Below are 18810 nucleotides of genomic sequence, written 5' to 3' on the forward strand. Positions count from 1 at the left end.
CAAAACTTAAATGGTAGCTTACTGTGAACTCTGAAGCGGGCTGTGTGCCTAAAATTAAAAGTGTTTGTGCACTTAAATCAAACTCCTCGAAACCATCGTTGCTTATGTCATCGCATAACTCTAAATCTGGTGCTGGGTTGATGCTGGGTTGTCCAGCCACATTTAAAGTAAAGGTTAATATTTCAAAACACCCTGAATCTTCAAATTCTACCCTAATAAATATAATTTCGCCATCTGCACCAGAATAAGCTACAGTGTCGGTTATAGGTGCGTTATCTGTTTCCGCATCTACTAAAGAATTATGGTAAGTTACTACTAAAGTAGCAGGCATTGACGGGTTCGGAACTACAACAGCCGTATTCGATTCTAGATTAAATATATAAGGAGGAATACCTGTGTCACAAACAAATAAATCATTTGGATTTTCAGCAATTATTTCAGGTAATACATCTATACAAACCACCTCTGTGTATTCACACCCAAAATCGTCGGTCACTCTATATGTATAACAAAACTGCCCAGCGGTTGTTGGTTGAACTGTTATTATATTTCCGGCTGTGTTTGTAATAGTAGCATCTGCATCCCATGCTTCAGTTTCAATTACAGGAGTAAAAGACAATTCTGGAGGCTGCAAATTTGGATCGAACTCAATAACCCAAGAAAAAATATGTCCATTGTCCGCACCAATATTGTCAACCACTCTAATCGTCCAGTCACCATTTAAAGGAGACCCTAAAAGACCCGTTAACGGATTTACAGAACTGTAATTCCCATCTGGTACAAAAGTATCATTATAGGTACCTGGTCCATTTCCATCAGGAAATACTCCACCTGCTTGAATTCCTGCCACTAAAGTTGGAAACCCTCCTGTTGGCACAAAACAATAACGACCACCTACACCTGGTGTCGTATTTGCACTATTTCCATCTACAGGATTTGTTGCCCAAGGAATACCTAAATTAGCCGAACCACCGCCTTGATCATGCATTCTAACGACTTGTCCGTTTGGTGAAATAATCTCTATATCTAAATCGCCTAAATAGGAATGTTCCATAGTTAAGCAAATACTAATCAACTGACTAATATCCGTTAACGTCTGTGCTGAATCGTAGCAATCTACAGTAATAGACGTTTCGTAAGACACACCACTTCCATCTGGTAAAAACGTAAGCTCACTAACAGGTGGTGTACAATCATTAAGAAACTCAACTGGCTCTACCATTCCTGTGATATCTGTACTATCACCAAAACAAAGTACAGCACTAGCAGCTTGAGTCCCAGAAAAATCTGGTTCTGTAGCGACTTGAATCACCTGATTAATTAAATTGTTATTCTCACAACCCAATGGATCAATCGATGTATTTGCGTCTCGAATATTTAAATTTACAATATATACTCCAGGATCAGGATATGAAACCGTCACGGATTGACCGGTTGCTGTATTACCGTCTCCCAAATCCCATTCATAACTGGCACCTGTTCCATCTATAGAAAACACACCGCTTCCATTTAAAACAATCTCGTCATTTGGACAGACCCTAATGTAACCATCACCATTTGGCGCTGGAGTTGAAGAATCTATCTGAGAATTAATGGTCTGGCAAGGTGTAATACAGGAGATATTAGCAGCCCAACCAGCAGTATTACCACCATCACTCGATATAAACTGAATGGTGATACAGCCCGAAGTATTATCTTGTGTAGCTGCGACTAAAGTAGGACCTGCTGGACCCGAAAATTGACCAAATGTAGGTGCAGCCGTAGAATCACCATTAAAAAATTCAATAACATCTGGTGTTGCCCCTAACTGTGTTGCAAATGACGTAAAATCGAGTTGCACTCTTTGCCCTGGATTTTCAGGACATATCGTTAGCACCAAGTTTTCATCGTTTCCATAATTGGCAAATTCTCCGCCAGAATCATAAAACACACCACCACAAGCTGTAACAGTTCCTGTTTGCATGTTAATATCTTGCGCTAAAATTAAAGATGAAAATAAAAGAGGGATTATTGTAAATATATATTTCATGCTTAATTAGTTTATTGGTATTGAGATTTTATAATAATGTAATAATTGGTGTTGTCTACTTGAAACAATCCAGCAGCTCTTGAATAGAAATTAAAATTAAATTGGAGTGGATTAAAGCTATCTGGATTAAAAGACGCTATTACTTTTTTACTCGACTCTGGTTCACCATAAAACTCAATTTCAGATAATTTAGGACACGGCTTCTTATTTTTTTCGTCTGTAATACGTTTAATAACGACTCTATTTCTTAAAATATGCTTTATACTTTTTAACCGAGACGGAATATTAAATACCATTTTGTCGGCAGCATCTCCATAAACTTCAATAATTTGAGCACGTTCTTTTGCCGTTAGCGGAGCATTAACATTCGTATTATATTTAGCTAATGGAACAGGATTTCTGTGTGTGGATTTTTGGCTAAACACGCACAGAGGAATCACTAAAAAGGTAAAAATGAGTAATAGTTTTTTCATAGCTTAATCGTAATATTTTGAATCTCGAAAATTAAGAAAATTTTAGGTAAACCCTTGTTAATTCGTCAAGGATATTGACATTTTAACGGTTTTACTTATATAACAGTTGTAATTATAAAACTCCTACCTTATTGAAACTATTTTTATTGCTTATCTTTGCATTTCGTTTTTAAAAATTGACAACCAATTATTTTACAATGAAAATTAAAAGTGATTTTAATGATGTTGATGCTTTAGGAGATGACCATATTGGGTCTTCTAGTGACACCCCTTTAAGAGCTGATGCTTTTGAATTAACCAGCAGCGAAAAAATAGATAGTATTAAGGCTGATGTGAAACATATTTTAGAAACTTTAGGATTAGACCTCAATGATGATAGCTTAAAGGGCACTCCTAACCGTGTTGCAAAAATGTTTGTTAATGAAATTTTTGGTGGCTTAGATCCTGCTAAAAAGCCCAGTGCCTCTACGTTTGACAATAAATATAAATATGGAGAAATGCTCGTAGAAAAAAATATTACGGTTTATTCTACTTGCGAGCATCATCTTTTACCAATAGTGGGAAGAGCGCACATCGCTTACATTTCTAACGGTACAGTTGTCGGCTTATCTAAAATGAACAGAATTGTAGATTATTTTGCGAAACGTCCGCAAGTACAGGAACGATTGACTATTCAGATTGTAAAAGAGCTTCAAAACGTTTTAAATACCGAAGATGTGGCTTGCGTTATTGATGCCAAACACTTATGCGTTAATTCTAGAGGAATTCGAGATATTGAAAGTAGCACAGTGACTTCAGAATTTGGTGGTAAATTTAAGGAAACAGAAACACGAAGAGAACTTTTAGACTATATACAGTTAGACACCCAGTTTTAGTGGTGCTAGTTGTTAAGTCGTTTTTTGTTAGTTGAAATGCTCAATAGATGGATTCACATAGGGTTAAAAACCTATAAACTCATTGCCTTATTTCCGAAGAAACCTATAAATATATTATTTTAGATACCTAATTAACTCACAAAATTAAAGCGTTAAGACCAACTTATTTTTAAATAGTGCCAACCCACTGAATAGCTCTGCAATAAACATCAAACGACAATGTCATTATATAACACACATCAACTAAAAATATACAATACACTTTCAGGTGAAAAAGAAGTTTTTCAACCCATAACGGATGGTTATGTCGGTATGTATGTTTGTGGACCCACTGTTTATAGCAATGTACATTTGGGTAATGTAAGGACGTTTATGTCTTTCGATATGATATTTCGCTATTTTAAGCATTTGGGTTATAAAGTGCGATACGTTCGTAATATTACCGACGCTGGTCATTTGGAAAATGATGCCGATGTTGGCGAAGATAAAATCACAAAAAAAGCACGATTAGAAGCCATAGAACCTATGGAAATTGTACAACGTTATACCGTCGATTTTCATAATGTGCTCAACACCTTTAATTTCTTGCCGCCAAGTATTGAACCAACAGCAACGGGTCATATCATAGAACAAATTGAATTGATTCAATCCATAATAGATAATGGTTTTGCCTACGTAGTTAATGGCTCTGTATATTTTGATGTGCACAAATACAATACGACTAATGAATACGGCATTTTAAGTAAACGTAAATTAGAGGATTTAATTCACAACACGAGAGCACTTGATGGCCAAAGTGACAAGAAGAATCCTCAAGATTTTGCGCTTTGGAAAAAAGCAGAACCTACACACATTATGCGATGGCCTTCGCCTTGGAGTGATGGCTTTCCTGGATGGCATTTAGAATGTACTGCGATGAGCACTAAATATTTGGGTGATTTTTTTGATATTCATGGAGGTGGAATGGACTTGAAATTTCCACATCACGAGTGTGAAATTGCACAAAATCAAGCAGCAAAAGGTCAAGCTCCTGTAAAATATTGGATGCACGCCAACATGCTAGAACTTAATGGTGCACGCATGAGTAAATCTACGGGTAATTATATCAATCCCGCAGAACTACTTTCAGGAGATAACGACATCATGTCTAAAGCCTATAACCCAAGTGTCATTCGGTTTTTTATGATGCAGGCGTCTTACCGAAGTGTTTTAGATTTAACAGACCCTGGGCTTGAAGCTAGTGAAAAAGGATTCCAAAGACTCATGGAAGCTCTTGGTTTAATTGACAATTTAAAAACAAGTACTACGTCATCATTTAACATTACGGATTGGAAACAGCGATGCTACAATGCCATGAATGACGATTTTAATACTCCAATATTAATTGCGACTTTGTTTGAAGCTGTAAAATTTATCAATCAAGTTAAAGATGGAAGTGCAAGTATTACGAAAGAAGACGTGTTGATTTTGAAAGAAACTATTGAAGCCTTCGTTTTTGACATATTAGGTTTAGTTAATGTTTCAAAAGCAAGTACAGGAGGTGATAAATTAGCCAGTGCTATGGAACTACTTATAAAACTCAGAAAAGAAGCGCGTTTAAATAAAGACTTTGCGCTATCTGACCAAATTAGAGATGAGTTGGCTGAAGTAGGCATTCAGTTAAATGATAGTAGAGAAGGAACAACTTTTACCACGAACTAAAAGTGGCGAAGCTGTTCATATATCCTTTTCTATTTCTGATTAAAATCTATCAAACCTTTATATCACCTATTACACCTGCTACTTGCAGATATCAACCCACCTGTTCACATTATGCTAAAGAAGCTTTAGAAGTTCACGGTTTTGCAAAAGGTGGCTGGTTGGCATTGAAACGTATTTTTAGTTGTCATCCATTAGGAGGTAAAGGTTTTGATCCAGTGCCGAAAAAAGATGACAACTAAAAATATGCCTTTGCGCGCAAGCTCGCCCATTCGCTAAAAATGTACTCCGTACATTTTTTTAACGCTCTGTCGCCTTTCGGTGGCAAAGGTTTTGATCCTGTTCCACCTAAAGACAATTAATAATACGTTAATCTCATTTTCAATCCTTATCAAAATATTATATTTACCACATAAATAGAATAATTATGTTTTTATTACAGATTGATTGGGATCCTATTAAGTTTATTGACTTAGGATTTTTTAAACTTCATTTTTATAGTTTAATGTGGATTGTGGCCTTCCTTTTAGGCTTTCAAATTATTAAACGCATTTATAAAAAAGAAGGGCAGTCTGAAGAATCCTTAGATTCCTTATTCATTTATTCAGTTTTGGGTATTATGCTTGGAGCGCGATTGGGACATGTGATATTTTATCAATCCGAACTTATTACAGAAGACTTTTTCAGCATCTTTTTACCTTTCAAATTTGCTGGAGGTTTCGAGTTTACAGGCTTTCAAGGTTTGGCGAGTCATGGTGCTGCCATAGCCATGATTATTTCCATGTACATTTACAATAAGAAAGTATTGCATAAAACAGTGCTTTGGATATTAGATCGTGTAGTAATTCCTGTGGCTTTAGGCGCCGTTTTTGTAAGAATTGGAAATTTTATCAATTCTGAAATTATAGGAAAGTTTACTGGTAGCGACTTCGGTGTTGTCTTTACCCAATTAGGAGAAACAGAACCTCGGCATCCTGCTCAATTATACGAAGCGTTCTGCTATATTTTTGTGTTTCTTATTTTATTCTATTTCTATTGGAAAACAAAAAAATCTGAACAACAAGGCTTTTTATTCGGTTTGTTCTTAGTGTTACTTTGGACGGTTCGATTCTTTGTGGAATACGTCAAAGTAAGTCAAGGTGGTATTGAAGAATATTTTGGAAATAGTCTTTCTACAGGTCAGTTATTAAGCATTCCGTTTGTATTTATTGGCTTGTATTTTATGTTTTTTCATAAACCTAAAACAAAACTGAGCTAATGCGATTTCAAGTGTATTTAAAATTACTAGTATTTGCTTTTTTACTGCTCTATTTTTCTTCGTGTAAAGATGAAAAGACTATAACATCCGAAGCTAAAGTCGTCCCTAGTTTTAAGAAAGAAGGTATTTTAACGCTTCGAAAAACTGAATCTGATTCTATTATAAAAACTTTGGATATTGAGATTGCGGATAATGATTACGAAATTCAAACAGGTTTAATGTATAGAACCCAACTTGAAACCAACCATGGTATGCTATTTATTCTTGAAGAAGAAAAATTTCAAAATTTCTACATGAAGAATACTAGAATCCCACTAGATATCATTTATATTGATTCCAACAACACCATAGTGAGCTTTCAAAAAAATGCAAAGCCGATGGATGAAACGTCACTACCGTCTGAAGCACCTGCAAAATATGTTTTGGAAATTAATGCTGGGCTTTCTGATGCATGGGAACTTGCTGTTGGAGATGTTATTTCTTTTGAGGTTTTGGATTAACTCTTCCAAAGTGATGGATTTATTTTAAAAAAATGCTTTAAAGCTATCTTAATAGAACCATATAATGTCTAGCTATAATTTTTATATTAAACTTCAAGGCCATTTCTAACTCTATATCTTACAAAGAATCAAATTATTTAAGAATTTGAAAAGCATAAAAAACAATATTGGTTTTTATTGCAATATTCAAAAATAATCAGATTTCAGCGAAGGTCTAAGATCTTTCATTATCGAGTTAGATATCGATTTCATTAACAGAATAGCCATTTCTAATTAGATTGTTACTACTACAAAATAAATCTATTTTCAGATTATAACGACCAAAAAAAGATAGTTCAGTAGATTATTTAATTGATGTTAGCTCTAATCATCATACTGCTAATAATTCTGACAATTTTAAATATTTCTGATACCCTTTAAATAAAAAAATGCCTCTCAATTAAGAAAGGCATTTTAAATTTCTAAGTGGTAGATATTTTAAAAGCTTAAGCTTCTTCAATTTCTTCTTTCACTTTATTTTTAAGTGCTTCTGTAGCATTACCTTTTTTAGCGGTATCGTACATAATTGGTGTTGCGATAAATACAGAAGAGTACGTACCAACTAGTACACCAATAATTAATGCAAATAATAAATCCTTAAGCGAATCTGCACCGAAGATAAACATAGCCAATAACACCACTAATGTTGTTAACGACGTATTTAAGGTTCTACTAATGGTACTGTTTATTGATTTGTTTATGGTGGTGTCAAATTTCCAACCTAAGTTTTCATTGAAATATTCTCTAATTCTATCGAATACAACAACCGTATCATTCAGCGAGTACCCAATTACAGTTAAGATAGCTGCAATAAATGTTTGATCAATCTCCATACTAAATGGCATAAATCTCCATGTTAAAGAATAGATACCTAATACAATTAAGACATCATGGAAAACTGCTGCCACAGCACCAAGTGAGAATTGCCATTTCTTAAATCTTAGTAAGATGTATAAGAAAACTACAACTAATGATCCTAAGATTGCCCATATCGATGACTTTTTAATATCATCTGCAATCGTTGGACTTACCTTACTCGATAACATTTTACCAACTTTCTGGTCACCTGAACCATCTAAAAACTCTTGATACGTAATGCCCTCTGGAAGGTACTTTTTTAAAGTTTCGAACAACATTGACTGTACTTTTTCATCGGCTTCAGTAGAACTGTCTTCAACCATGTACTTGGTAGAAATCTTTAATTGGTTTGGTCCACCAATAGTTTTTACCTCAGCACTTTCAAATACCGCATTAAGATCTCCTTTCACTTCTTCAACACTCATGTCTTGCGCAAAACGCACTTGGTACGTTCTACCTCCAACAAAGTCAATACCTTCATCTAATCCTGTAGTGAATAATGACCCTAAACTGGCTAGAATAAATACACCAGAAATCACATAAGCAATTTTACGTTTTCTTAAGAAATCGATATTTACATTCTTAAACAACCCTTTTGTAACAGCTGTAGAAAATTGTAAATTCCCTCCTCTATTCACGTACCAATCTACTAATAGACGTGTAATAAAAATCGCTGTAAATAACGAGGTTAAAATACCAATGATTAAGGTTGTAGCAAAGCCTTTAATTGGACCTGTACCAAATACAAATAGGATTAAAGCCGTTAAACCTGTTGTAATATTCGCATCTAAAATTGAAGACAAAGCGTTAGAGAAACCGTCTTTAACCGATTCTTTTTGAGATTTACCTTTAGCAAGTTCTTCTTTAATACGCTCAAAAATAAGAACGTTTGCATCGACCGAAATACCAATGGTTAATACAATACCTGCAATACCAGGCAACGTTAATACGGCTCCTAAACTTGCTAATACACCAAAAATTAATAAGATGTTTAATAGTAAGGCGATATCTGCAAAAGCACCAGCTTTTCCGTAGTAAAAAATCATCCAAAGCAATACAAAAACTAAGGCAATACCAAAAGATAGCATACCACTATCAATCGCTTCTTGTCCTAATGAAGGTCCTACGATATCTGACTGTACAATTTCAGCTGAGGCAGGTAATTTACCAGCTCGTAATACATTGGCTAAATCTACCGCTTCTGTTAGTGAAAACGCTCCTGATATTTGAGAATTACCGCCAGCAATTGGGCCAGACGACACACTTGGTGCTGAATACACAATATTATCTAATACAATGGCAATAAAGCCTTGTGTTTCGAATGCCTTTTTGGTCATTTCTTCCCAAATTTTAGCTCCTTTTGCATTCATCTGCATGCTTACTGCTGGTCTGCTCACTGGATCAAAATCTTGTCTTGCATCTGAAATTACAGCACCACTCAGTTGCGGTACACCATCTCTATTACCTTTAATGGCATAGAGTTGCGAAAATTCAGAATCTTCTTCTTGAAGACCCCAAACAAATCTTACATAACGCATTTCTGCTGGTAAAGAAGCTCTGTTTTTTGATGCATTTAATTGCTCCATTACTTTCTCTTTGTCTTTCGCTAAAAACGTAGCTATTGTAGAGCCATTTCCGTAACCTTGAATACCTAATGGATTTACCTCAGCGACATTGGTAGAATCTGTTTCTATCTGACCTGTTAGATCATCAATAGCACTTGAAGTCTCATCTTGAATGGTTGCCTCATCCGCAACCTCTTCTGTTTGTTCCGCTTTAGCTTCTTCCTTTTTATTTGCTTCAACCATAGCCTGGTTTACTTGCATAATATAAGGTAGCACATCTTGAGTTTTATACGTTTCCCAAAATTGCAATTGTGCTGTTTTAGTTACTAAGTCCGTAACACGCTCAATATCTTTAGCACCAGGTAATTCTAATAGAATACGACCTGAGTTTCCTAAACGTTGAATGTTTGGGGAAGTAACTCCAAACTTATCAATACGCTTACGCAATACTTCAAATGCTGAAACGATAGACTCATCGATTTTAGTTTCAATGATGCCTTTAACTTCGTTATCTGACATGTCAAACGAAATAACGTCTTGCAAATCACGATTAGCAAAAATATCTGGAGATGCTAATTTAGTATCACCTTTAATGGCATCAAACGCCTTAAAGAAAGATTCAAGATACGATTCTTGTGCATCTTTTTGCAATTCTTCAGCATCATCTAAAGCCTTGTTAAAAACAGGATCTTTACTATCATTTGCTAATCCCTTTAAAATATCTCTTACTGAAATTTGAAGAATAACATTAATACCACCTTTAAGGTCAAGACCCAGATTCATAGCATTATTTTCAACTTCAGTATAGTTGTATTTTGAAACTAGTAAATCGTAAACGTCAATAGACTCAAACTTATCACCTACTTGAATTTTAGAAGTTTTTAGAGAGTCTAAGTAACGAATTTCTTCTAAATTACGTTTAGTCTGGAAGTCATCCTCTGTTTCCGCGAATTTTGCGATAGCTGCTTCTTTAGCAGTGTCTTCAATTTGATTGGCTTTAAACGTAAATGATAATTGGTAAATACTTACCAACCCAAATAGAAGCGCAAAAAGCTTAATTAATCCTTTGTTTTGCATTGTAATTGTTTATTTAATATCAGATTGTTATCTCATTTGAATAGCTATTCAAACCAGCGCGCAAATATAGAGTTTACACTATAATCCGACAATGTTTTTTTATGAATTTGATGTTTAGTCTTTTGATTGGCAAAAGCCTTTAATAATGAAGTGTGAATTATTTGAAATTAAATAATTCAATTAAGCTAAAGGTCCTGCCCTAACTTCTGGAATTTGATAAGCATGATAATCTCTTACAATAGCAACATTATGCTTTACTAAAATAGCGTTGCTTATTGTTGCATTATTCTTTTTTGTAGAGGGCTGACTAGCCGAAGTATTTACTTTAAGTGTATTGGAATGATCGGTCTTTTGATTGATTTCAGCCACCTGAGTCCCTTCAACATCCCAACTTACAGAAGTGGAGGTTTTAATTTCAGAAATATTAAGCTCGTAATCTTTTAAGCTTTGATTTTCAGGAAAATGATCTGATTGATTATTAGAAGTTTCATCATCTATTTTAAAATCATTGACATTGAAAAGTATGTTCTGAATGTCTTCAATATTAGACGCACTGTAATAGGTAATGGTATATTGACCGTGATTTTGTTGTCCGATTTTAATCTGCGTAGCACCAATACCTTCTAGTTGTTCTTGAATGGCTTCAATGGCGTTTTCAGTCTTTTCTGAATTATTTACACTAGCTGTAAACTGAACTACAATCTGCTGATTAGGAAGGGTTGATTGCTCTAAAAACGTTACTAAAAACGTTAAGAGTACTACGATTAGACCAAAATGCAGTTTGGATTTCATGCGGCAAATATAGAAAAAATAATTCCGATAGGTATTAAGCGTATTTCAAAATGTTGACACGTCCTTTAATCCTACTTACATCCTTCTAATTATAATACAGACTTGCTTCATATGTAGAACTAAATACGCTCTAAAAATCTATTTCACCGATCTATTTTAAAGGCTTTTTACCATAACCAATTAATGTAAAAGCATGATTTGGCAGCAGTTTCTTTACAATTAATGCAGCCGTTATGCTTAAACCAACCAAAAGCACAACAATGACGATGTAGGCTAAGGGCGCATAGGCTTCAAAACTAATATTGAGGTAGTGTTTTAAAGTGAAAATTAATTTTATAAAATAAACATGTAAGAAGTAAATTGTAAAACTTGTATTAGCCAATGTACTCATCAATTTACTTTTAACATGCTCAAACCGATGCAACCAAACCATAAAAAACAAACACATAAATACCATTTTATAAATGATGGTATCAATACCATTATAGTCTAAAATTCTATTTTTATAGAGACCTACGTCTCCTTGGTGTGTTTGAAAGGCAATAAAAATTAAAACAATACCAGCTAAAACTATTTCTTTCCCTTTTAAGGTTTTGTAAATAGCATCTTTATGAATAGCACAAATAATACCCATTACATATAAAGGAGTAAAGTAGATTAAAGACTGTATCGCCTGAAATACAAATGTGCGTTCATAAGGGCGTTGCACTACGGAAGCTATAACAAGTAAGACGAAAAAAATAATAAGTTGTTGCTTTAATTTTAACCTAGCAAATTTTTTATATAAGGGGAAGGCAGCTGCCATGAGCATTACCAAAGGAATGTACCAATAAGCAGTAATATGTGCTCCTGAAATGAGATACTTCACTGTTGAAATGATGTACCAAACAACTCCATTATAGTCGTGAAAACTTGTGATGTTGGAGTTATCCCAATACATGGGAATTGTAATTAAACTCACCACAATTGGTGCTATTGATAAAAATAAATAAGGTTTAAAAAAACGATTGAACCTTGATTTAAAAAACGTTTTATAATCGTAATGCTTGGACGATACCAAATAAAACAAGAAACCCGAAATGAATGAAAAATTTAATGTGGAGCCAGCAAGCGTATTAAAGAAGAATTTGGTAAAGTAGGTATCTACTTTTACATCAGCAACAAATTGAGCATGTGCAGCAACAATAAAAACAATGGCCAATGCTCTGTAATGGTTAAAAGAATTTGAGTAAATCATGTATGGATCAATACTGATATCGTGCGATGCTTCAAATTTATAATATACGCTAATTCGAAACGCTTTGGATGTATTTTAAAAATTTTAAAATCCTCAGAATAGTTTCTAATTTATTTGAACTTTAGAATGACATAAAGTGATGCCTATTAATGCTAAACTTGTTTACTTCATATTTGGACTGATTTGGTTTTCAGCTTTAAATACTATCAGTTGTGTTTTGAAAGAAATTCATTTCACTAGTATTCAAATAAAAATAGAGGATTGCAGACACAACCCTCTATTTGATACCATACTATTTGTAACTTAAAGTTCTAAAAGGCCATTTGTCTTTTTAACACCTTCAGCACTTTCTACCATATGCGCTTTTTCTGCGTCACTTAATGATACATTTACAATTTTTTCAATACCTCTTCTACCTAAAATAACTGGCACACCTATGCAAAGGCCACTTAAACCATATTCACCATCTAACATTGTAGAACATGGATAGATTTTCTTTTGGTCGCATGCAATTGCCTGAACCAAACCACTTACTGCTGCACCTGGTGCGTACCAAGCTGACGTACCTAATAATTTAGTTAGCGTTGCTCCACCAACCTTAGTGTCTTCAGCGACTTGAGTTAAACGGTCTTCAGATAAAAATTCTGAGACTTTAATACTATTACGTGTAGCATGCGAAATTAATGGCACCATACCTTTATCGCTATGTCCGCCAATTACCATACCATCTACATCACTAATTGGTGCTTCTAAAGCTTCTGCTAATCTGTATTTAAAACGTGCAGAATCTAAAGCTCCACCCATTCCTATAATTCTATGCTTTGGCAAACCTGTTGTTTTGTGTACCAAATACGTCATTGTATCCATTGGGTTACTGACTACAATGATGATTGTATTTGGAGAATGCTCTACCAAACTCGTAGATACCGATTTTACAATACCTGCATTAATACCTATTAACTCTTCACGCGTCATACCAGGTTTACGAGGAATACCAGAAGTGATGACACAAATATCACTGTTTGCTGTTTTAGAATAATCGCTCGTACTTCCTGTAATTTTAGTATCAAAACCATTTAAGGATGCACATTGCATAAGATCCATTGCTTTACCTTCTGCATAACCTTCTTTAATATCTAGAATTACAACTTCTGAAGCAAAGTTTTTAATTGCAATATACTCTGCACAACTTGCTCCTACTGCGCCTGCTCCTACTACTGTTACTTTCATGTGTGTTTTTATTTAAATTAATATCTTAATTAAATGCGCATTAATGTTAATACCAAGATTAAAATAACAACGCTATATACTTTAAAATGCTCTGTTTTTTTGATCAAAAACTTCCGTTTTAAATCATTACAAAATTACGAATAAAATTGCTGTAAACGAAAAAAGCACAAGTGTAAATCTTGTGCTTTTTAACCAATAACAAATTGTTTTATCTTACACTGAAAGCTACACCTACTGTAGCGGTATTAAAATTTTGAAATGTATAATCGGCAAAAATCTTAAAAATACTTAGGTTTAATCTTGTACCCAAAGTGGCACGCATACCATTGGCTTCAAAATCTAAGTTAATAGGATCACTTACAAATTCATTAACCGTACCAATGTTGTTTCCGTTACTGTCTTCCACATCATAAGTTAAGGTATAATCACCTTTCATTTTCGCCGTCGTTTTTCCGCTATTATAACCAACACTTCCATAGAAGGTAATTAACTTAAAATCTAAAGACGCTAATGCCTGAACCGTCCATGTATTCATTTCAAACTCTGTTGCACCATTGATAACTGCTACATTATCTGAAATATCTGCGTCATTCATTTGATACGTAACACTCATATTAGTAAAAGCACCTAAAATAGAAACGCTCAGAGGCAATTTGTCTAAAGGTCCGAAATACTGCGTTAAATCGTGTTGCAAACCAAAACCCAAGAGCTTAGCTTCCACATCATCATAACGTTGTGTTGGCACAAAACGCGCTTTAATATCTGTTTTAAATGGTAAGCCAAATCCGACTTGAACCGTTGGTGCTGGCACCGCATTTACAGGTAAATCTTCTGTAATACCTCCTGGCATATTAAAGTTGACGACGTTAAATGTGCCATCTCCGTTTGGTATAGATACATCAATTATGGTTTCAGAATTATCTTCACTCATCACCGTTTGGACTTCACTTTGTCCATTTGGCAAGGATATAAACGAATAATCCTCAGGATTGAACACAAATGATTTCGCCATATCTGGAACTAAAGACGCATTGACACCAATAGTAAGATCAAAACCAAATTTTTTATGCACCTTGGCCGTTGTTGCCCAACCACCATTCATGCTATACATAAGACCTTCAATAGCAGGATTTAAATAATTTTGCGATAACAGACTTGCATCGTCAGCTGCCAATAAAATGGTCTCTAAATCTTGTGCTTTAGCCAATTGCAGACTCATGCATATGAGTAATGTAGCGATAATATGTTTCATAAATTTATAAATTATAATGTGGTAAATTTATAAAAATATTTTAGATAAAATTGTTTTATCGGTTTTTTTTGCTTTTTATCGGTTTTTTTATTTGTACTTAAAGTTCGTGACATAAAAAAACACCCAAGGATGGGTGTTTTTAGATTCTTAAACATTTATCGTATTAACTATTACAAGATCAATTATGCATCAATATTTGCATAAATAGCATTCTTCTCAATAAATTCTCTACGTGGTGGCACTTCGTCTCCCATTAGCATTGAGAATACACGATCTGCTTCTACGCCATTATCAATCTGTATTTGACGTAGCGTTCTAAATTCAGGATTCATAGTCGTATCCCAAAGTTGAATCGCATTCATCTCACCAAGACCTTTATAACGCTGAATTTTTGCACCATCCCCATATTCTTCCATTAGTGCTAAACGCTCTTCATCATTCCAAGCATAGGCTTTTTTAGCTCCTTTTTTCACTAAGAATAAAGGTGGTGTAGCGATGTAAATATGTCCGTTTTCAATAAGCTCCTTCATGTATCTAAAGAAGAAGGTTAAGATTAAGGTTTCAATATGCGAGCCATCAATATCGGCATCACACATAATGACTATTTTATGGTATCTTAATTTTGAAAGATTAAGTGCTTTACTATCTTCTTCTGTACCTATCGTAACACCTAAAGCCGTAAATATGTTCTTGATTTCTTCGTTTTCAAAAACCTTGTGCGTCATGGCTTTTTCTACATTAAGAATTTTACCTCTTAATGGTAAAATCGCTTGAAACGCTCTATCACGACCCATTTTTGCAGTTCCGCCTGCCGAATCTCCCTCGACCAAATATATTTCGCATTCTGCAGGATCTTGAGAAGAACAATCACTTAATTTTCCAGGTAAACCGCCAATACTCATTACCGTTTTACGCTGTACCATTTCACGAGCTTTCTGGGCTGCATGACGTGCTTGTGCTGCTAAGATGACTTTCTGAACAATAGTCTTTGCATCATCTGGATTTTCTTCTAAATAATCCGTTAACATTTCTGAAACCGATTGACTTACTGCCGCAGAAACTTCTCTGTTTCCTAATTTGGTTTTGGTCTGCCCTTCAAACTGAGGTTCTTGAACTTTTACCGAAATAATAGCGGTTAACCCTTCACGGAAATCATCACCAGCAATATCAAACTTTAATTTGTCTAACATTCCTGATTCATCCGCATATTTTTTTAAGGTATGTGTTAATCCACGACGGAAACCAGAAAGGTGCGTACCACCTTCATGTGTATTAATGTTGTTGACATATGAGTGTAAATTCTCTGCGTAAGACGTGTTATAAATCATAGCCACCTCAACTGGCACACCATTCTTTTCACCTTCAAACGCAATCACCTCTTTTATTAATGGATCACGATTACCATCTAAAAATTTGATAAATTCTTTAAGACCTTCCTTAGAGTGAAATGTTTCACCTTCAAACTCACCATCTTCTTTTTTATGACGTCTATCTATTAAGTGAATTGTGATGCCTTTATTTAAGTATGCCAACTCACGTAAACGACTCGCCAACGTATCATAGTTATATTCTAAAGTTTGTGTAAAAATGGTAGCATCTGGCTTAAAAGTAACAATCGTTCCTCTTTTTTCAGTTGTACCCACTTTCTTCACAGGATACATGGCTTTACCTTTCTCATATTCTTGCTCCCAGATTTCACCTTTTCTGTAAACGGTCGCTTTTAAGTTATCTGATAATGCGTTGACACAACTTACACCAACACCATGTAGTCCACCAGATACTTTGTAAGAATCTTTATCGAACTTTCCACCTGCTCCAATTTTAGTCATAACGACTTCTAATGCAGAAACACCTTCTTTTTTATGAAGATCTACAGGAATACCACGACCATCATCTTCTGTGGTTATAGAATTATCTTCATTAATAATGACTGTTATATTATCACAATGACCAGCTAAAGCTTCATCAATAGAGTTATCGACCACCTCATAAACCAAATGGTGTAAACCTCTTACACCAGTATCTCCAATATACATGGACGGACGCATACGCACGTGCTCCATGCCTTCTAAGGCCTGAATACTATCTGCTGAATAATTATCCTTATTAAATTCTTCTCTTTTTTCTTCGCTCATTATTTTGAATGATTTTAGTTCAATTTATGGCATAAAAAAATGACACACTTGTATCATTTTTGAATACTAACAAATATACGATTTTAATATCCTTTTTAAAAGCTTTTTATGGATTGAAGTTGATAATTATCAACATTTGTTAATTACTTAAAAGTGTCTTAAAATGGCTTAAAAGTGGTTTAAATTAGATTTTGGTAGTTTTTTAATCGCAGTAAATCGACAAAATCACAAACTTGGCTTAGAAGCGTTTTTTCGAGAAATAAATTTACTCAAAATATGCTAATTTAGGATTAAGTTAAGACCTAATATTTTACTTTTTTAAATACATCTTTAAAATACAATTGCCACTCACCATCCACAAGAATTTCGCCATATTCTAAAAAATCACCGTCTGGTGTTGTGGTAAAAATGAAGCGTTTGGTTTTACTTGGTGACACAATTAGTTTGTCGTTTGAAAATTGAGCTGTGTATTTTGCTGCACCACCTTTGTAAAAAGGATTATACGAATAAGACTTGCTTTTATCGTCGTAATAAATAACGGTGTGTAATTGTAGTGTTTCAGCTTGTAAATCTAGTGCAATAATACTGTCGTCCAATTTGTAGCTTATTTTTGTAACAGCAGCAACTTGGGTAGCTATGGTATCATTTTTATATGTTGTTGAAATACCTTCCCATTCGCCAATAAGAAAGCTTAAATGTTGCATTTTTTCTTGTTGTATGGTTTGGGCTACTATCGGTTGTAGAGCCAAGAGACTTATTAAAACAAACAAAAAACTCAAATTTAATATTGTGCATTTATAGCGTTTCATAGCGCTTTATATTTTGATGAATGGATTAAAAACTAGCTTAGCAAATTTAAAACATAAGCTTTTTTCTTTTACTAAATAGAAGACTTTTATTTTGCGTCTATAATAAACATCTTGAAAACGCAGGCTGTGTTTAAAAGTATTCTACTCTCTACACTAGCATTTTTAAGATATGTCTAAAAACCTTATCATTCGTTATAATGAACCAGAAATCATGTTACGTTTTCGTTAATTGCAGTTTTTGTCTTTTAATAATTCTATAGGTTGTTGTATTTCTCGCTTTAAATTAGAAAAATGTTGTTTCTGCCTAAGTTGCATACCCAAAATAAAAACAAGATTGTCTTGAAATTTTATGAAATATGGGTGATTAGGGTCGTTGGTCCAATTAATATTTGGTAAAAAAGACATATGTTCTTCATCTAGTTCTTTCCTAATATATTCAACTTCTTGATATCCTAGTTCAGTTATAAGGTCAAAATCTGTATATCTTTTAACAATTTCATTCCTATTTTCTGATAAAAGATTTAGAGTGTTGTTTAAAAATGTACTGTACTCAATCAGTTTGTTCTTCAGTTTAATATCTGTTAACAGTTTTAATTGTCCCGATGATGTTAAATCTTCAAAAGTAATGTTACTAGGTACAGAAACATCTTGCCTTAAGGCAACTACAAATTTATTCAGTATTGTACTTCTATCGTTTGGTGTGTTGTTTAAATCTTTTATCAGTGCTTTGGTGAGTTTTATTCTGTGGGTTATCAGCTCACTGTTTTCATCAATTAACTTCTCGTTGAGTTCAAAGTCTTCTAAAATTCTACAATAATAATCTGCTTCGGTAATTCTATTTTTTCTGTTCTCATTCCAGTTATTAATTTGAAGTGCAATGAGGATTCCAATAACCACAAGGATGATTTCGCCAATGGCGTATTTAAAGTATTTTGACATCTTATTTTGTTTCATAAGGTCGTATCTGATTTTACGAAAGAACT

The 18810-nt window shown here is 34.2% G+C and carries 15 protein-coding genes; 5 read left to right on the plus strand and 10 right to left on the minus strand.

Features of this window, described 5'->3' with window-relative positions; translation table 11 throughout:
* Together AB8B52_RS01500 and AB8B52_RS01505 are read right to left on the minus strand one after the other, a co-directional pair.
* On the minus strand, positions 1-2029 hold a 2029-nt coding region (locus AB8B52_RS01500), incomplete at its 3' end, for a PKD domain-containing protein (protein WP_406024534.1).
* 11 nt (positions 2030-2040) lie between these two features.
* Positions 2041-2502, minus strand: coding sequence for a hypothetical protein (locus AB8B52_RS01505; protein ID WP_406024536.1), 462 nt, complete (start codon positions 2500-2502; stop codon positions 2041-2043).
* Between the two features lie 197 nt (positions 2503-2699).
* Between AB8B52_RS01505 and folE the strand changes: the two genes are divergently transcribed.
* From folE to AB8B52_RS01530, 5 genes are all read left to right on the plus strand, one after another.
* Positions 2700-3377: a GTP cyclohydrolase I FolE gene (folE, locus tag AB8B52_RS01510; protein WP_406024538.1), complete on the plus strand. Its 678-nt coding sequence runs from the start codon at positions 2700-2702 to the stop codon at positions 3375-3377.
* Positions 3378-3596: 219 nt separating this feature from the next.
* Positions 3597-5078, plus strand: coding sequence for a cysteine--tRNA ligase (gene cysS, locus AB8B52_RS01515; protein ID WP_406024540.1), 1482 nt, complete (start codon positions 3597-3599; stop codon positions 5076-5078).
* Between the two features lie 2 nt (positions 5079-5080).
* Positions 5081-5317 carry a membrane protein insertion efficiency factor YidD gene (gene yidD / locus AB8B52_RS01520; protein WP_406024542.1) on the plus strand — a complete coding sequence of 79 codons (237 nt, stop codon included), beginning with the start codon at positions 5081-5083 and terminating at the stop codon, positions 5315-5317.
* A gap of 185 nt (positions 5318-5502) precedes the next feature.
* The gene (gene lgt, locus AB8B52_RS01525; RefSeq protein WP_406024544.1) at positions 5503-6333 is read left to right on the plus strand and encodes a prolipoprotein diacylglyceryl transferase; all 831 of its coding nucleotides are present in this window, start codon (positions 5503-5505) and stop codon (positions 6331-6333) included.
* The gene (locus AB8B52_RS01530) at positions 6333-6833 is read left to right on the plus strand and encodes a DUF192 domain-containing protein (RefSeq protein ID WP_406024546.1); all 501 of its coding nucleotides are present in this window, start codon (positions 6333-6335) and stop codon (positions 6831-6833) included. The genes lgt and AB8B52_RS01530 overlap by 1 nt, the downstream gene beginning before the upstream one ends.
* Before the next feature lie 485 nt (positions 6834-7318).
* On the opposite strand, the gene secDF is transcribed toward AB8B52_RS01530, so the two are convergent.
* From secDF to AB8B52_RS01570, 8 genes are all read right to left on the minus strand, one after another.
* A complete protein-coding gene (gene secDF / locus AB8B52_RS01535; RefSeq protein WP_406024548.1) occupies positions 7319-10372 on the minus strand; it encodes a protein translocase subunit SecDF in 3054 nt (1017 codons plus the stop codon).
* Positions 10373-10552: 180 nt separating this feature from the next.
* Entirely contained in the window at positions 10553-11164 is a 612-nt protein-coding gene (locus AB8B52_RS01540; RefSeq protein WP_406024550.1) for a hypothetical protein, read from the minus strand.
* A 151-nt stretch (positions 11165-11315) separates the two neighbouring features.
* Complete coding sequence (locus AB8B52_RS01545) at positions 11316-12401, minus strand: acyltransferase family protein (RefSeq protein WP_406024552.1); 1086 nt, start codon at positions 12399-12401, stop codon at positions 11316-11318.
* 303 nt (positions 12402-12704) lie between these two features.
* The gene (mdh, locus tag AB8B52_RS01550; protein ID WP_406024554.1) at positions 12705-13631 is read right to left on the minus strand and encodes a malate dehydrogenase; all 927 of its coding nucleotides are present in this window, start codon (positions 13629-13631) and stop codon (positions 12705-12707) included.
* Positions 13632-13839: 208 nt separating this feature from the next.
* The gene (locus AB8B52_RS01555; protein WP_406024556.1) at positions 13840-14883 is read right to left on the minus strand and encodes a DUF6588 family protein; all 1044 of its coding nucleotides are present in this window, start codon (positions 14881-14883) and stop codon (positions 13840-13842) included.
* 182 nt (positions 14884-15065) lie between these two features.
* Positions 15066-17018 carry a DNA topoisomerase (ATP-hydrolyzing) subunit B gene (gene gyrB, locus AB8B52_RS01560; RefSeq protein ID WP_406024558.1) on the minus strand — a complete coding sequence of 651 codons (1953 nt, stop codon included), beginning with the start codon at positions 17016-17018 and terminating at the stop codon, positions 15066-15068.
* 302 nt (positions 17019-17320) lie between these two features.
* Entirely contained in the window at positions 17321-17827 is a 507-nt protein-coding gene (locus AB8B52_RS01565; protein WP_406024560.1) for a hypothetical protein, read from the minus strand.
* A 225-nt stretch (positions 17828-18052) separates the two neighbouring features.
* Positions 18053-18766: a DUF6090 family protein gene (locus AB8B52_RS01570; RefSeq protein ID WP_406024562.1), complete on the minus strand. Its 714-nt coding sequence runs from the start codon at positions 18764-18766 to the stop codon at positions 18053-18055.
* Between the last annotated feature and the right edge of the window lie 44 nt (positions 18767-18810).

This window comes from Winogradskyella sp., from assembly GCF_045105575.1.
Taxonomy (GTDB): Bacteria; Bacteroidota; Bacteroidia; order Flavobacteriales; family Flavobacteriaceae; genus Winogradskyella.

Coding starts and splice junctions, on each gene's coding strand:
- secDF (WP_406024548.1), bottom strand. CDS start 10,372: ATGCAAAACAAAGGATTAATTAAGCTTTTTGCGCTTCTATTTGGGTTG.
- AB8B52_RS01570 (WP_406024562.1), bottom strand. CDS start 18,766: ATGTCAAAATACTTTAAATACGCCATTGGCGAAATCATCCTTGTGGTT.
- AB8B52_RS01530 (WP_406024546.1), top strand. CDS start 6,333: ATGCGATTTCAAGTGTATTTAAAATTACTAGTATTTGCTTTTTTACTG.
- AB8B52_RS01505 (WP_406024536.1), bottom strand. CDS start 2,502: ATGAAAAAACTATTACTCATTTTTACCTTTTTAGTGATTCCTCTGTGC.
- AB8B52_RS01555 (WP_406024556.1), bottom strand. CDS start 14,883: ATGAAACATATTATCGCTACATTACTCATATGCATGAGTCTGCAATTG.
- gyrB (WP_406024558.1), bottom strand. CDS start 17,018: ATGAGCGAAGAAAAAAGAGAAGAATTTAATAAGGATAATTATTCAGCA.
- mdh (WP_406024554.1), bottom strand. CDS start 13,631: ATGAAAGTAACAGTAGTAGGAGCAGGCGCAGTAGGAGCAAGTTGTGCA.
- lgt (WP_406024544.1), top strand. CDS start 5,503: ATGTTTTTATTACAGATTGATTGGGATCCTATTAAGTTTATTGACTTA.
- cysS (WP_406024540.1), top strand. CDS start 3,597: ATGTCATTATATAACACACATCAACTAAAAATATACAATACACTTTCA.
- AB8B52_RS01540 (WP_406024550.1), bottom strand. CDS start 11,164: ATGAAATCCAAACTGCATTTTGGTCTAATCGTAGTACTCTTAACGTTT.
- folE (WP_406024538.1), top strand. CDS start 2,700: ATGAAAATTAAAAGTGATTTTAATGATGTTGATGCTTTAGGAGATGAC.
- AB8B52_RS01545 (WP_406024552.1), bottom strand. CDS start 12,401: ATGATTTACTCAAATTCTTTTAACCATTACAGAGCATTGGCCATTGTT.
- AB8B52_RS01565 (WP_406024560.1), bottom strand. CDS start 17,827: ATGAAACGCTATAAATGCACAATATTAAATTTGAGTTTTTTGTTTGTT.